The sequence below is a fragment of the Marivita sp. genome (assembly GCF_051859345.1).
GTDB lineage: Bacteria > Pseudomonadota > Alphaproteobacteria > Rhodobacterales > Rhodobacteraceae > Marivita.
The window spans coordinates 167631-181108 of the sequence record NZ_JBHYFV010000001.1; the positions used below are offsets into that span (position 1 = coordinate 167631).

A 13478-nucleotide genomic window follows, 5' to 3' on the forward strand; every position below is an offset into this window, starting at 1 on the left:
AATCTCAATACGGCACACGCCATTTCGGCTTGCTGGGCGGTGCTTCGACCTGCGCCAGACCGCTGGTCTCCAACAGGCGCGTGATTTCTTCCTCAAGCAAGCGCTCATCCGCCATGCCGCGCACTGGCACGCGACCGGGTTCAAGGAACAAGGGCGCGGCGAGCGGCGTCACCCGGTCAAGATGCAGCAGGTCGATCCGGTCGCCCACCCGTTCAGCCATCTCGCGGATGCGCGCAAAATCGACCAGACCGCGCATCGCCTCTTCGCGGGTGATCTGCATGAGCAGGTGGTCGGGGTCGTATTTGAGCAGCGTGTCATAAAGGATGTCCGACGACATGGTCGCCTGTCGCCCGGTCTTGCGCTGACCGCCAAGATTGCGTTCGATCAACCCCGCGATGGTGGCCGAGGCGCGGAAGGTGCGTTTCATCACCGCGTTGCCAGCCAACCAGCCTTCGAGACCTGCCTCCAACGCTGTCAAATCGAACAGCGGTGCAGGGTCGATCACCGCGTCCAGCCCCCAGATCAGCACCGCGTAATCGGTGGCGACAAAGCCCATAGGGGCCAGCCCTTCCTCCTCCATCCGCTTGGTCAGCAGGAGCCCCAGCGTCTGCATCGCGTTGCGACCGGCAAAGCCATAGGCCACGAGCTGTTCGCGCCCGTCATGCGGGAAGCTTTCGATCAACAGGCGCCCCGGTTCCGGCAACCGGCTGATCCGGCGCTGCATGTGCAGCCAGTCGCGCGTGTGGCGTGGCAGGTCGGGCCAGTCGTCCTGTTGGAACATTCGGACAATGCGGTTGGAAAGCTGCGTGGAGGTGGCGAACTTGGTGCCCATGAAGGTGGCGATCTTGGGCTTTCTGCCGGGGTCACGCGTGACCTCGACGGTCAGTTCGCGCAACCCTTCATAGCGCACGATCTGCCCGCCGATCAGGAAGGTGTCACCCTTGGTCAGCGTTGCGGCAAAGCCTTCCTCGATCTCGCCCAGAGGCGCGCCGCCCCTGCCCCGCCATTTGACCTTGAGCGTGTCGGTGTCCTGGATGGTGCCGATATTCTGGCGGATGCGCAAAGCTGACCGCGGATCGCGCAATTGCCAGTGACCATCAGGAAGCTGCTTGAGCCGCTGCCACTGGTCATAGGCGCGCAGAGCATAACCGCCCGTGGCGCAGAAATTCAGGCAGGCGTCGAACGACTCGCGGCTTAGATCGGCATAAGCCCCGGCGGCGGTCATTTCGGCAAAAAGCGCATCGGCATCGAACGGGCCGGAGCAGGCGGCGATCAGGATGTGCTGGCAGAGCACGTCGCGCGGGCCGCGCCCGCGCCATTCGCCGTCCAGATCATGCGCCTTGACCGCCTCCAAAGCCGCGACGCATTCGACCACTTCGAAGCGGTTCGCGGGCACCAGAAGCGCCTTTGACGGCGCGTTGTAGCGGTGGTTCGCGCGTCCGATCCGCTGCACCAGACGTTTGACGTTCTTCGGCGCACCGATCTGGATCACGAGGTCCACATCCCCCCAGTCGATGCCAAGGTCCAGGCTGCCGGTGCAGACAATCGCCCGCAGATCGCCGCGCACCATCGCCGCTTCGACCTTTTCACGCTGACCGCGATCAAGGCTGCCGTGATGGATGCCGATGGGCAGCGCGTCTTCGTTGGCAAGCCAAAGGTTGTGAAAAAAGATTTCGGCCTGCGCGCGGGTGTTGTGGAAAATGAGCGTCGTCTTGTGTTTCTTCACCTCTTCCAGCACCGCAGGAATGCTGTATTTCGCCCCGCCGCCGGACCAGGGTGGTGCTTCGTCCGTCACCAGCATCGAAATATCCGGCTCTGGCCCCGGATCGGCAAGCAGCACCTCGCAGGGATCGGGATGGCGGGCCAGAAGCCGCGCGATGGCGGCAGGATCTTCGACCGTGGCGGACAGGCCGACGCGGCGCAGATCGGGACACATCGCTTGCAAGCGCGCCAGCGCCAGCATCAACTGGTCACCGCGTTTGGATTCCGCCAGCGCGTGAATCTCGTCCACCACCACGCGCTGCACGCCTTTGAACATGCGCGGCGCGTCTTCGTAACTGATCAGGAGCGCCAGTGATTCCGGCGTGGTCAAAAGGATATGCGGCGGGTCGGCGCGTTGGCGTTTCTTGATGTGCTGAGAGGTGTCGCCGGTGCGGTCCTCGACCCGGATCGCCAACCCGGCCTCGTCAATCGGCGTGCGCAGGTTGCGCTTGATATCCGCCGCCAGTGCCTTCAACGGGCTGACATAGAGCGTGTGCAACCCGCCGCGGGGCGCGGTGGCCAGGTCCACCAGCGTCGGCAGAAATCCAGCCAGCGTCTTTCCCCCGCCGGTCGGCGCGATGAGCAACAGACAGGGGTCGGACGCGCGGTCCAGCATCTGTTGCTGGTGCGGGTGGATCGTCCAGTTGCGGCTGTCGAACCATGTCTGAAGGGAGGGCGGCAAACTGGTCATGCGCCTTACATAACCTGCGCAGGGACAAAGAAAAACGTCCGGCGGCATTGCAGCCTGATCCGACTTCGCGGAATGTGCCGGCAAATCCGAAAGGCCGACCCGATGCGCACCCCTCATCCGCTGCTTCTGATCGCGACGATCTATGTCGCGGGGCTTGGCGCGGCTGGACAATTCTCCAAGCTCGCCGTCAGTTTCGTCACGCTGAGCGATGTCTATTCCGGTGCAAGTGAGGCGGTGTTGGGACTTGCGGTGTCCCTGATCAGCCTTGTCGGCCTGATCCTTGGGCTGGTGGCAGGGATGGTGGTGTCCCGCATCGGGGCGCGACGGGCTTTGGTGGTGGCCCTTGCGCTTGGCGCGGTGATGTCGCTTTGGCAGGCAACATTGCCATCCCTGGCACTCCTCATGTTCAGCAGGGTGCTTGAAGGCACCTCGCATCTGCTGATCGTGGTGGCCGCCCCGACCTTGATCGCAGAGGCCACCAGCGACCGGTATCGCCCTGCGGCATTGACGCTTTGGAGCACGTTCTTTGGTGTGGCCTTTGCCCTGACCGCGATTGTGGCACCATCGGTGATCGCCAGCGGCGGATTGCCCCTGTTGGTCGGCGCACATGGAATCTGGATGGCGACGTCCTGCATCGCGACGCTTCTGGTCTTGCCACATCCGATCATGCAGACGGAAGCACCGGGTGCCCGCATGTCTGTCCTGCGCCGCCACCTGACCGCCTATGCGACACCCGGCATTGCAACACCTGCACTTTCCTGGCTGTGCTATACACTGACCTTTGTGTCCGTGCTGACCGCGTTGCCCCTGCTGACCCAAGGCGACGCGCCGTCCTGGCTTGCCGCGATTGCCCCGCTTGTGTCGATTGGCGTTGCCTTGACCGTGGGCGTTGCCATCCTGTCGCGGCGGCGGGCGCTTCCGGTGGTCACGATCGGTTTTGCGTCAAGTGCCTGTGCTGCGATCTTCATGTTGGTCACAGGGTTCAGCACTCTGAGCATCCTGATCCTGTTTGCAAGCATGGCTCTTGTCCAAAGTGCCGGGTTCGCCGTGGTTCCCCAGATCAATCCGGACGCGCCATCCCGTGCCTTGGCAAACGGGGCACTGGCGCAGATGGGCAACCTTGGCAACCTGAGCGGAACCCCGATCCTGATCGCGCTCCATCAGGGCGCGCCGTTGCTTGGGCCGTTCCTTTTTCTGATCACCGCTTATGGGCTTGGTGTGATCGTGACATGGGTGCTGGGCCGCAAGGCGATCGCGACGATGCCCAACGGCGGTGGTGTTTCAGTCAACTGAAACACACGAACGCGTTGACGCGGTCGTGCGCCTTATCCCGACATTTCGGCCAGACGGGCCACATACCGCGCGAGGGTGTCGATCTCGAGGTTGACCTTGTCGCCGACCTTGCATCGACCCCATGTCGTCACCTCCTGGGTGTGTGGGATAATGTTCACCCCAAATCGCGTATCTTCGACCTCGTTCACGGTAAGCGATGTGCCATCCAACGCCACCGAACCCTTGGACGCAATGAACCGCGCCAGAGTGCGCGGGGCTTCGAACGTATAGCGAACGCTGTCGCCCTCGGGGCGCATCTCGACAATCTCGGCCAGACCGTCAACATGGCCGGACACGATATGCCCTCCCAGTTCATCGCCCACCTTGAGCGCACGTTCGAGGTTGATTTTCGTCCCCTTGACCCAGCCACCGATGGTGGTCTTGTCCAACGTTTCCGCGCTGATCTCGACATCGAACCAGTCCGGGCCAAGATCTATCACGGTCAGGCACACGCCGCTGCAGGCAATCGAAGCCCCGATGTCGATGGTCCGGGTGTCGTAGCTTGACCCGATCCGGGCACGCAGGTCGCCCTTGCGCTCCAAACTGCGGATATCTCCAATATCGGTCACGATGCCGGTAAACATGATCTTGCCCTTATTGCCGTCACCCGCACAAAATCTTGCGGAATTGCGTTCTCACTGGGCTGCCGAGTGTGGTAGCCTCGCGTCATCCAGAGGGATACTGCGACGCCATGACAAACACAACGGGCAAGCCGGACGCATCGAACCAGCGCGTGTTCCTGTTCTTGCAGGGTCCGCATGGCCCGTTCTTCAGTGACCTGGCAGACCGTCTGAACGAAACCGGCGTCGCCTGCTGGCGCGTGGCGTTCAACGCCGGAGATGGTGCCGCGTGGAAAAACCCCAAAAGACTTTTGGCCTTTCGCGGCAGGATCGAGAACTGGCCCGCACAATTCGCGAATTGGATGGCGATGACGCACGCCACCGATCTGGTTCTCTATGGCGATGTGCGTCGGCACCACGCAGAGGCCATCGTTGCGGCGCGCAAGGCCGGGTTGACCATTCACGTCTTCGAGGAAGGCTATCTGCGCCCCTATTGGGCAACGTATGAACGGGACGGATCGAACGGCAATTCCAGACTGATGCAGCTGACGCTGGAGCAGATGGCGACAGCACTGACCCGGACCGCCGATGTGCCCGCGTTGCCGCCGGATCGGTGGGGGGATCTGCGCATGCACATGGTCCATGGCGCATTGTACCACTGGCATGTGCTTTTCCGAAATCAGGCGTTTCCGCACTATCGGCCCCACCGCGACCAAAGCGTGGCCGAAGAGTTCCGCCTGCACGTCTTGCGCCTCCTGCGGCGACCGCGCCACAATGTGGAACGCTGGCTGGCCACACGTCGCATCCGTAAAGGTGGGCGACCCTATCATGTCGCGCTTTTGCAGCTTGAACATGACGCCAGTTTTCGCGCGTTTTCCGATTTTTCATCACAGACTGAATTTGTGGATCTTGTCATTTCGGGCTTTGCCTCGGGCGCGCCGTCGCATCATCGCCTGGTCTTCAAGGCCCATCCGCTGGAAGACGGGCGCGTCCCTCTGGAGGCGACCATTCGCGCGCGGGCTGCTGCGCACGGCGTTGCGGATCGTGTCTATTTTGTTCGGGGAGGCAAGTTGGCCTATCTTTTGCAGTCGGCGCGATCTGCGGTCACTGTGAATTCGACATCCGCCCATCAGGCACTCTGGCGCGGTCTTCCCGTGCGCAGTTTCGGGACAAGCGTGTACGACAAACCGCAGCTTGTGTCGCATCAGGCCTTGCCTGACTTTTTCACGGATCCGCATCCCCCACACCCCGAAGCATATGCGACCTACCGTCAATTCCTTCTGGAAACGAGCCAGATCCCAGGTGGCTTTTATTCCGCGAAAGGTCGTGCTCAACTGTTGCGGCAGGTGGTTGACCGCATGCTTTCGGCGCATGATCCCTACGATCTGCGGCTGCGCACACGCGAGACCGAGGCGCAACAGTTGCGGCTTGTTCGCTAGGCCGCACAATCCCTAGTACTGGCCAAACTGACTGGATTCCGGTAGCTTACCTCAAAAATATAAACCGAGGCAGTCAATAACTGGTCGAGGAGACCGAGCAGTGTTCAATTCGAAATTACGGTGGGCGCGGCCTATCGCATTGATGCTGTCGGCATCACTTTTGGCGTCATGTGGCCTGCCCGGAGTTGGCCCGACCAAGAACCAGATCTTTGCAGGCTCTGTGCAGCGCGAAGGCGATGCCTTTGTCGTCGCCGTCAATGACCGCGTCACCCGCACCACCGCTGTGGTCCCGGCACTTGGATTTTCCGACAGTCTGAAGAATGCAAGTGTGCAAAGTGCCGATATCATCCGACCGGGTGATACGCTTGGCCTGACGATCTGGGAAAACGTGGATGACGGTCTGCTGGCGGGTGAAGCGTCGAATGCCACAACCCTGGAAAGCGTTCAGGTCGATGGGTCCGGGTTCATTTTCGTTCCCTATGCCGGACGGATCAAGGCGGCGGGCAACACACCCGAAGCGATCCGCCGGATCATCACGCAAAAGCTGGAAGACCAGACACCTGATCCGCAGGTTCAGGTACGCCGGACTGCGGGCGATGGTGCAACCGTGTCCATCCTTGGCTCTGCCGGAGCGCAGGGCGTCTACCCGATCACACGTCCGACGCGGACGCTGGGCTCCATGCTGGCCAGTGCCGGCGGTGTGGGCATGTCACCCGAGATTGCACAGATCACAATGACACGCGGCAGACATAGCGAAACCATCTGGTTCGAGGATCTTTACGATCACCCCGATCTTGATATCGCACTGCGCGACGGCGACCGCATTCTGGTCGAGGCCGACCAACGCGCGTTCACCGCTCTTGGCGCCGCTGGATCACAGACCCGGCTGACCTTTGACACACGCACGCTTTCGCTGGTCGAAGCGCTTGCGCAACTTGGCGGCCTGAGCGCCTCCACGGCCGATCCGACCGGGGTGTTTGTCTTCCGCAATGAACCGGCAGAGATCTCGAACGCTGTCCTCAATCGCTCGGACCTCGTTGGAGCGCAGCGTCTGATTTATGTGATGGACCTGACCGAGCCCAACGGCCTGTTCGTCGCGCGTGACTTTCTGATCCGGGACGGAGATACGATCTATGTCACCGAAGCCCCAATCGTACAGTGGAACCGTACGATTGCGTCCATCACTGGTACGCTTGGCGGCGCGCAGGGTCTGACATCTGCGGCAACCGGTGGAACGCTGTCGCCGTAGAAAGATCATGCGAACCCTCCAGACAGAACCAGACGCCGGGAATACACCTTCCCGGCGTTTGTGTGTCTATAACAGTGGCTTTCTGACCCAAAGCCGGATCAAGCGCATTCTGGACCTGTCCGGCTGGTCCGTTTCGCTTGGCCGCCCGTCCGGCGAAGATTGGGTCGGTGTCTGGGGCGGCGCGCCAAGTGCGCAACGCGGGCTTGCCGTCGCTGCGGGACGCGATGCACCCGTCCTGCGGGTCGAGGATGCCTTTCTGCGCTCCCTGCATCCCGGACGTGTCGGGAACGAACCCCCGTTGGGATTGCTTCTGGACAAGACAGGGCTGCATTTCGACGCGTCGCGGCCATCTGACCTTGAAACGCTCCTGATTGAAGACCCGCTGGACGACACTGCCCTGCTCAACACAGCGCGCGATCTGATGGCGCGGATTTGCGATGCAAGGCTTTCGAAATACAGCGCCTATGACCCGGATCTGACCCTGCCAGAACCCGGATACGTTCTTGTTCTCGATCAGGCAGAGGGAGACGCATCCGTTCTCGCCTCTGTACCGGGGGCGGACATGGCCAAGGTGCGATTTTCCGAAATGCTGTATTACGCCCAGACCGAACACCCCAGCGCGCGCATTCTGATCCGGTCGCACCCTGAAACCCGCGCGGGCAAGCGGTCCGGGCATTTCGCCGCCGATCAGGCACAGGGACGCATTTCATTCATCGACGGGGCCTTTGCCCCAATGGACCTTCTGAACGGAGCAATTGCGGTTTACACGCTGTCCTCCCAGATGGGGTTCGAGGCGATCCTTGCCGGGCACAAGCCGCGTGTCTTTGGCACGCCGTTTTACGCCGGGTGGGGATTGACCGATGACGAACACCAACTGATCCGCCGCCAACGCAACCTGACGCGCGCACAGCTTTTTGCGGGTGCAATGATGCGATTTCCAGTCTGGTACGACCCTTACAACGACTGTCTGTGCGACCTTGATCGCGTGGTCGGGACGCTGGAGGCGACGGGCCGGGCCTGGGCACAGGATCGCCGTGGATGGGTTGGGCGCAACATACGACTGTGGAAACGACCACATATGCAGGCGATGTTCGGAGCACAAAAGCCCATGCGCTTTGCGCCGTCCGCCGCAAAGGATACGCCACGCGTGATGGCTTGGGGCACAGCCGCGACGGACAGTGAATGGTGCGTCGAGGATGGGTTCATCCGCTCGCAGGGTCTGGGGGCCGAACTTGTTCCGCCGCTGTCGCTTGTCCTTGATGACCTTGGTGTCTATTTCGATCCGACCCGCCCCTCTCGGCTGGAGACGCTGATTGGTGACAGCGTAAAGCTGCCCGATCACGCTTTGCGCCGGGCACGGTCGCTGATCGAGCGCATTGTTGCGGAACGGGTCACGAAATATGCTGCGGGGCATGCAGGCGGCTCTTTCATCAAAGCCGATGGGAAGCCGGTCATTCTTGTTCCCGGACAGGTCGAAGACGATGCGTCCGTGCAATTGGGCAGCCCGGACATCACGACAAATGCAGCGCTTTTGAAACGGGTGCGCGATGCAAATGCGGATGCGTATATCCTGTACAAACCGCATCCTGACGTGGTTGCCGGATTGCGCCCCGGTCGCGTGGAGACGGCTTTGGATTGGGCGGATCAGGTGATCACCGATCCGCCGATGGCGGCCGTACTGGAGCATGTCGATGCCGTCTGGACCCTTACGTCCCTGACCGGGTTCGAAGCGTTGTTGCGGGAGGTTCCCGTGACGACCTTGGGCCTGCCGTTCTATGCCGGATGGGGTTTGACCACGGATCTTTGCCCTGTTCCCGACCGGCGCAGGCAGGTGGTCAGCCTGGAAGGTCTGGTTCACGCGGCGCTGATCGACTATCCCCGCTATTTCGATCCCGTGACCGGACAGCCCTGCCCGGTAGAGGTCGCTTTGGATCGCCTGGCATCGGGTCAGGTGCCGTCGCCAAAGACCCTGCGGCTGCTGGCCAAGGCACAGGGTGTCCTGGCCAGCTATTCGTGGCTATGGCGGCGCTGACGCGTCCAGCTTTGCACAACGTCCTCACCGCTTTGGCGCACCGTTCGAAGCGCAAATCGCGGGGCATCCGCCAGCCGATCAAGCCCAAGCGCCCCAAGGGCAGGGCGTCCTTCTGCACCGATGACGACACCACCCATGTGCAGATCAAGCTGATCGACAAGATCGGCTGCCAGAAGGCTTGCGGCCAGTTCACCACCACCTTCGCAGAACACCCGTGTCAGCCCCTCGGCCCCGAGCATCTGCATCAATGTCGAAATATCGAGCTGGCGGCCCTGCAGCGGCACTTGCAGAAGCTTTGCCCCGATCTCTGACCATGCCAGTCGGGTGTCTTCCGGCGCATCCGCGGCATGGCACAACCACAGCTGCGCCGTGTCGAGTGTGCGGGCCAGATTGCCGTCCAAAGGCAGGTCGAGCCGTCTGGACACGACGATCCTGACGGGCTGTTGCGGCACCTCGAACCCACGCACGGTCAGCAACGGATCGTCCGAACGCACTGTTCCCGCCCCAACCATGACCGCATCATGGCTGGCGCGAAGTTTGTGAACGTGGGACCGCGTCTCGGGGCCGGTGATCCACTGGCTGTCACCGTTTGCCGTGGCGATCCGGCCATCCAGGCTGGTCGCCAGTTTCAGGGTCAGCAGAGGTCGCCCGTTGGCAACGCGGCAGAAGAACCCGGCGTGATCCTGGCTTGCCGCCTCGGCACCGACGCCGGTATCCACCGTGACCCCGGCGGCGCGCAACCGGTCAAATCCCTGCCCCGAGACACGCGGATCGCTGTCTGCAAACGGCGCAACCACGCGGGATATTCCGGCGGCGATCAGGGCATCGGTACAGGGCGGCGTTTGTCCATGATGGGCGCAAGGCTCGAGCGTGACATAGGCCGTCGCCCCTTTGGCCCCCGCACCCGCTTGAAGCAGGGCTTCGGTCTCGGCATGGGGCCGGCCACCGGGCTGGGTCCAGCCTTCACCAACCACCTTGCCATCGCGCACGATGACGCAGCCGACCGCAGGATTGGGCCAGGTGTTGCCCAATCCACGCCGGCCCAGATCCAAAGCCCGGTCCATATGTTGCGCATCATCCGGGCGCATCGAACATGGTCACTCTTCGGGTTTGGGTTTGTCTTTTTCGTTCGGACGCAGTTCACTGACGAATTTGTCGAAATCGTCGGCTTCCTGGAAGTTCTTGTAGACACTGGCGAACCGCACATAGGCCACCGTGTCGATCCGCGCGAGCGTCTCCATCACGATTTCACCGATCTGCTTGGACGCGATGTCTGTCTCACCAAGGCTTTCCAGCCGCCGTACAATGCCGGAAATCATCTGATCAATCCGTTCCGGATCAATCGGGCGTTTCTGCATCGCCATGCGGATCGAGCGTTCAAGCTTGTCGCGGTCGAAATCCTCGCGGCGTCCATTGGTCTTGATCACCACAAGATCGCGCAACTGCACACGTTCATAGGTGGTAAAACGGCCCCCACAGGCCGGGCAAAAGCGTCTGCGCCGAATGGCGACGTGGTCCTCGGCGGGACGACTGTCTTTCACCTGTGAATCGATATTTCCGCAAAACGGGCAGCGCATTGGCCGTTCCCCTCTTATTCGTCTCTGCCTCAGACTGTGGGTTTGTCCCACTTATCCACAGTCACTATAGGTCAGCCGCGAAGTTTTGGGTAGAGGGGAATTCGCGCCGCAAGCACTGGTGGTCATGTTGCATCAGATTGGCGTTTCGGGGTCGTGCGACACAGGACGTCTCAGCCCAGATGCGCCACCACGCGACGGGTATGCGGGGCGCTTCGGTGTTCGAAGACATAGATCCCCTGCCACGTTCCCAGCGCCATGCGACCGTCACTGACCGGAATCGACAGGGTCACCGGAAGCATCGCCGCCTTGATATGGGCCGGCATGTCATCCGGCCCTTCGTACGTATGCGTGAGATAGGACATGGCTGGATCGGTGGTCGGCGGGACAAGGCGATGAAAGAATTCCGCCAGATCGGTTTGCACTTCGGGATCGGCGTTTTCCTGGATCAGCAGGCTTGCCGAGGTGTGCTGAATGAACAGCGTCAACAGCCCCGTGCCCTGCACCCACGCGGCGACCTCTTGGGTGACATCACACAAACCCGGCCCGCTTGTGCTTATTTGAAAGGTCGTTTGCATTAATGACGTCTTCCCCCAAAGGTTCTGTGTACTATCTTTTTTGCACTGACTTCGGCTTGTCTCAAGATCGAAGACCAAAACAGGGAGCACTGCAATGAACGAGATCACTCCGACCAAACGGATGACGGCCAAGGACTTCGATCAGGAGTTGCTTGAGTTGTACGATTATTACGCGCACGGCAAGATCACCAAGCGCGAGTTTCTGGACCGTGCCGGAAAGTTCGCGGTGGGGGGGCTGACCGCAGCGGCACTGTTGAACATGATGTCGCCCAACTATGCCCTGGCCGAGCAGGTCAGCTTCAACGATCCGGATATCGTCGCCGAATACATCGCCTACCCGTCGCCCAACGGCCACGGAGAGGTGCGCGGCTACCTTGTGAAGCCTGCGGCACTGGACGGAACGGCACCGGCGGTTGTCGTTGTCCACGAAAACCGCGGCCTGAACCCTTATATCGAAGATGTCGCGCGCCGCGTGGCCAAGGCGGGCTTTATCGCGCTTGCGCCGGACGGGCTTAGCAGCGTCGGCGGCTACCCCGGCAATGATGCCGAGGGGCGTGACCTTCAGCAAACCGTTGACGGTGAAAAGCTGATGAATGATTTTTTTGCCGCGTATGAATTCCTCGCTGATCACTCTGACACAGCTGGCAAGGTTGGCTGCGTCGGCTTTTGCTATGGAGGCGGCGTCTGTAACGCGATGGCAGTCGCCTATCCCGAACTGGGCGCATCGGTGCCGTTTTACGGGCGGCAAGCAAGTGCCGAAGACGTGCCGAAAATCGAGGCTCCGCTGCTGCTGCACTACGCCGGACTGGACGAGCGGATCAACGAGGGCTGGCCAGCTTACGAGGCCGCGCTTCAAGAGCATGGCAAAACCTACACGGCCCATATCTATCCGGATGTGAACCACGGTTTCCACAACGACAGCACCCCCCGTTACGACGAAGCCGCGGCAGATCTGGCATGGGATCGCACCATTGCGTTCTTCAACGAACACCTGAGCTGATGCCATTTACCGGTCCGGAGGAACCCGGACCGGCCCCCTACGCGTTGATGGGCTGAACACAGACATCAACGCATAGGACATCTCATGGCTCGAAAGACCCTCTTCATCACAGGCGCATCGACCGGCATCGGCGAGGCCACGGCGCGGGCGGTGGTGGACCAAGGCTGGAATGTCGGCCTGTTCGCCCGATCCGAAGACAAGCTGGAACAGCTCGCGGATGAGCTTGGTGACCACGCGCTTGCCTTGCCGGGGGACGCCACGGATCTGCAATCGCAGACAGACGCGGTTCACAAACTGGCGCAGCATTTTGGATCGGTCGATGCGGCCTATGCCAATGCGGGCACCGGATTAAGCGCTGCCGGCACCGACGCCGGTGATGCGGAAGAATGGCACCAGATGATCCAACTGAACATCTTGGGGCTGTTGTGGACGACCAAGGCAGCGATGCCACATCTTCAGGAAACCAAGGGGCATCTTCTGATGACCGGCTCTGCCGCAGGCCGCGTCCACATCAAGGGATCGGTCTACGGGGCGTCCAAATGGTTCGTACACGGATATGGCGGCAACGTGGCCGAAGAGATGCGGGAATTCGGCGGGCGCTGCACGGTGATTGCGCCGGGCATGGTCGATACGCCGTTCTTTGACGAGGCGAAACCAGACAAGCTGCAACCCGAAGATGTGGCGCAGTCAGTTGTCTTTGCCCTCGAAGCGGACCCCCGCATGAACGTTCAGGAAGTGTTCCTGATGCCAACCCAATAAGGAGGAGTGTACCATGTCAGACAAGATCACCGATCCCGCGTCAGGTCCTGGCACCACGTCAGATCCAAACCAAGCGGATCGCACCGGCTATCCCGGACGTGACAGGTTCAAGGACGTGCCTGATACATCTTCGGGGCCAAAGCAAACCAACCCCGATCCGGCAAGCGGACCGGGAACGACGCGAGACCCCAATCAGGCAGATCGCACATGACGACGGTGCCCGCCTTCTGGCGGGCATTTTCCGTCACAACGACGCGCGACGGTCCCGCAAGACAACCTTGAGGATCAGCAATAGCCACGGCGTGCCGTGTAAAAGAAGATCGAAGATATCCATGGGTTGCGTGAGCTCACCCACGATCAAGAGCGTGAGCTTTCCCCAGATATGGGGTTCAGGCACAAAGGGTGCGAGCCCAAGTGTTGCACATAACACCAGCAGAATGGTCCACGGAAGAGAGGCCAGCAGCTTGCGAATGTGGCTCATGTCAGAACTGGCCTTGGTAACA

Annotated in this window: 13 protein-coding genes; 7 read left to right on the forward strand and 6 right to left on the reverse strand. The window is 61.3% G+C overall.

Features of this window, described 5'->3' with window-relative positions; all coding sequences use genetic code 11:
- Nucleotides 1-4: 4 nt before the first annotated feature.
- Nucleotides 5-2452: a ligase-associated DNA damage response DEXH box helicase gene (locus ACTIEN_RS00865; RefSeq protein ID WP_439521204.1), complete on the reverse strand. Its 2448-nt coding sequence runs from the start codon at nt 2450-2452 to the stop codon at nt 5-7.
- Nucleotides 2453-2554: 102 nt separating this feature from the next.
- Here ACTIEN_RS00865 and ACTIEN_RS00870 point away from each other — a divergent pair, with 102 nt between their 5' ends.
- On the forward strand, nt 2555-3745 hold the full coding sequence (locus ACTIEN_RS00870; RefSeq protein WP_439521205.1) for an MFS transporter: 1191 nt from the start codon (nt 2555-2557) through the stop codon (nt 3743-3745).
- 32 nt (nt 3746-3777) lie between these two features.
- Here the strand turns inward: ACTIEN_RS00870 and ACTIEN_RS00875 are convergent, their stop codons facing one another.
- A complete protein-coding gene (locus ACTIEN_RS00875) occupies nt 3778-4368 on the reverse strand; it encodes a riboflavin synthase (RefSeq protein ID WP_439521206.1) in 591 nt (196 codons plus the stop codon).
- A gap of 107 nt (nt 4369-4475) precedes the next feature.
- On the opposite strand from ACTIEN_RS00875, the gene ACTIEN_RS00880 reads away from it, so the two are divergent.
- The 3 genes from ACTIEN_RS00880 to ACTIEN_RS00890 all read left to right on the forward strand — a co-directional run bounded on the left by ACTIEN_RS00880 (nt 4476) and on the right by ACTIEN_RS00890 (nt 9064).
- Entirely contained in the window at nt 4476-5783 is a 1308-nt protein-coding gene (locus ACTIEN_RS00880) for a capsule biosynthesis protein (protein ID WP_439521207.1), read from the forward strand.
- A gap of 142 nt (nt 5784-5925) precedes the next feature.
- Nucleotides 5926-7032 (forward strand): polysaccharide biosynthesis/export family protein, encoded by a 1107-nt coding sequence (locus ACTIEN_RS00885; RefSeq protein WP_439521334.1) that lies wholly within the window; start codon nt 5926-5928, stop codon nt 7030-7032.
- A gap of 7 nt (nt 7033-7039) precedes the next feature.
- Nucleotides 7040-9064 carry a capsular polysaccharide biosynthesis protein gene (locus tag ACTIEN_RS00890; RefSeq protein ID WP_439521208.1) on the forward strand — a complete coding sequence of 675 codons (2025 nt, stop codon included), beginning with the start codon at nt 7040-7042 and terminating at the stop codon, nt 9062-9064.
- Here ACTIEN_RS00890 and ribD read toward each other — a convergent pair.
- The 3 genes from ribD to ACTIEN_RS00905 form a co-directional block, all read right to left on the reverse strand.
- Nucleotides 9040-10152, reverse strand: a complete 1113-nt coding sequence (ribD, locus tag ACTIEN_RS00895) for a bifunctional diaminohydroxyphosphoribosylaminopyrimidine deaminase/5-amino-6-(5-phosphoribosylamino)uracil reductase RibD (protein WP_439521209.1) — start codon at nt 10150-10152, stop codon at nt 9040-9042. The genes ACTIEN_RS00890 and ribD overlap by 25 nt on opposite strands.
- A gap of 9 nt (nt 10153-10161) precedes the next feature.
- Nucleotides 10162-10641, reverse strand: coding sequence for a transcriptional regulator NrdR (nrdR, locus tag ACTIEN_RS00900; protein WP_439521210.1), 480 nt, complete (start codon nt 10639-10641; stop codon nt 10162-10164).
- Between the two features lie 170 nt (nt 10642-10811).
- A complete protein-coding gene (locus ACTIEN_RS00905) occupies nt 10812-11216 on the reverse strand; it encodes a secondary thiamine-phosphate synthase enzyme YjbQ (protein ID WP_439521211.1) in 405 nt (134 codons plus the stop codon).
- Nucleotides 11217-11310: 94 nt separating this feature from the next.
- Between ACTIEN_RS00905 and yghX the strand changes: the two genes are divergently transcribed.
- The 3 genes from yghX to ACTIEN_RS00920 all read left to right on the forward strand — a co-directional run bounded on the left by yghX (nt 11311) and on the right by ACTIEN_RS00920 (nt 13186).
- Nucleotides 11311-12216: a YghX family hydrolase gene (gene yghX, locus ACTIEN_RS00910; RefSeq protein ID WP_439521212.1), complete on the forward strand. Its 906-nt coding sequence runs from the start codon at nt 11311-11313 to the stop codon at nt 12214-12216.
- A gap of 84 nt (nt 12217-12300) precedes the next feature.
- A complete protein-coding gene (locus ACTIEN_RS00915) occupies nt 12301-12975 on the forward strand; it encodes an SDR family oxidoreductase (RefSeq protein ID WP_439521213.1) in 675 nt (224 codons plus the stop codon).
- Between the two features lie 13 nt (nt 12976-12988).
- A complete protein-coding gene (locus ACTIEN_RS00920) occupies nt 12989-13186 on the forward strand; it encodes a hypothetical protein (RefSeq protein ID WP_439521214.1) in 198 nt (65 codons plus the stop codon).
- Between the two features lie 33 nt (nt 13187-13219).
- On the opposite strand, the gene ACTIEN_RS00925 is transcribed toward ACTIEN_RS00920, so the two are convergent.
- A complete protein-coding gene (locus ACTIEN_RS00925) occupies nt 13220-13456 on the reverse strand; it encodes an RND transporter (protein WP_439521215.1) in 237 nt (78 codons plus the stop codon).
- Nucleotides 13457-13478: the final 22 nt, after the last annotated feature.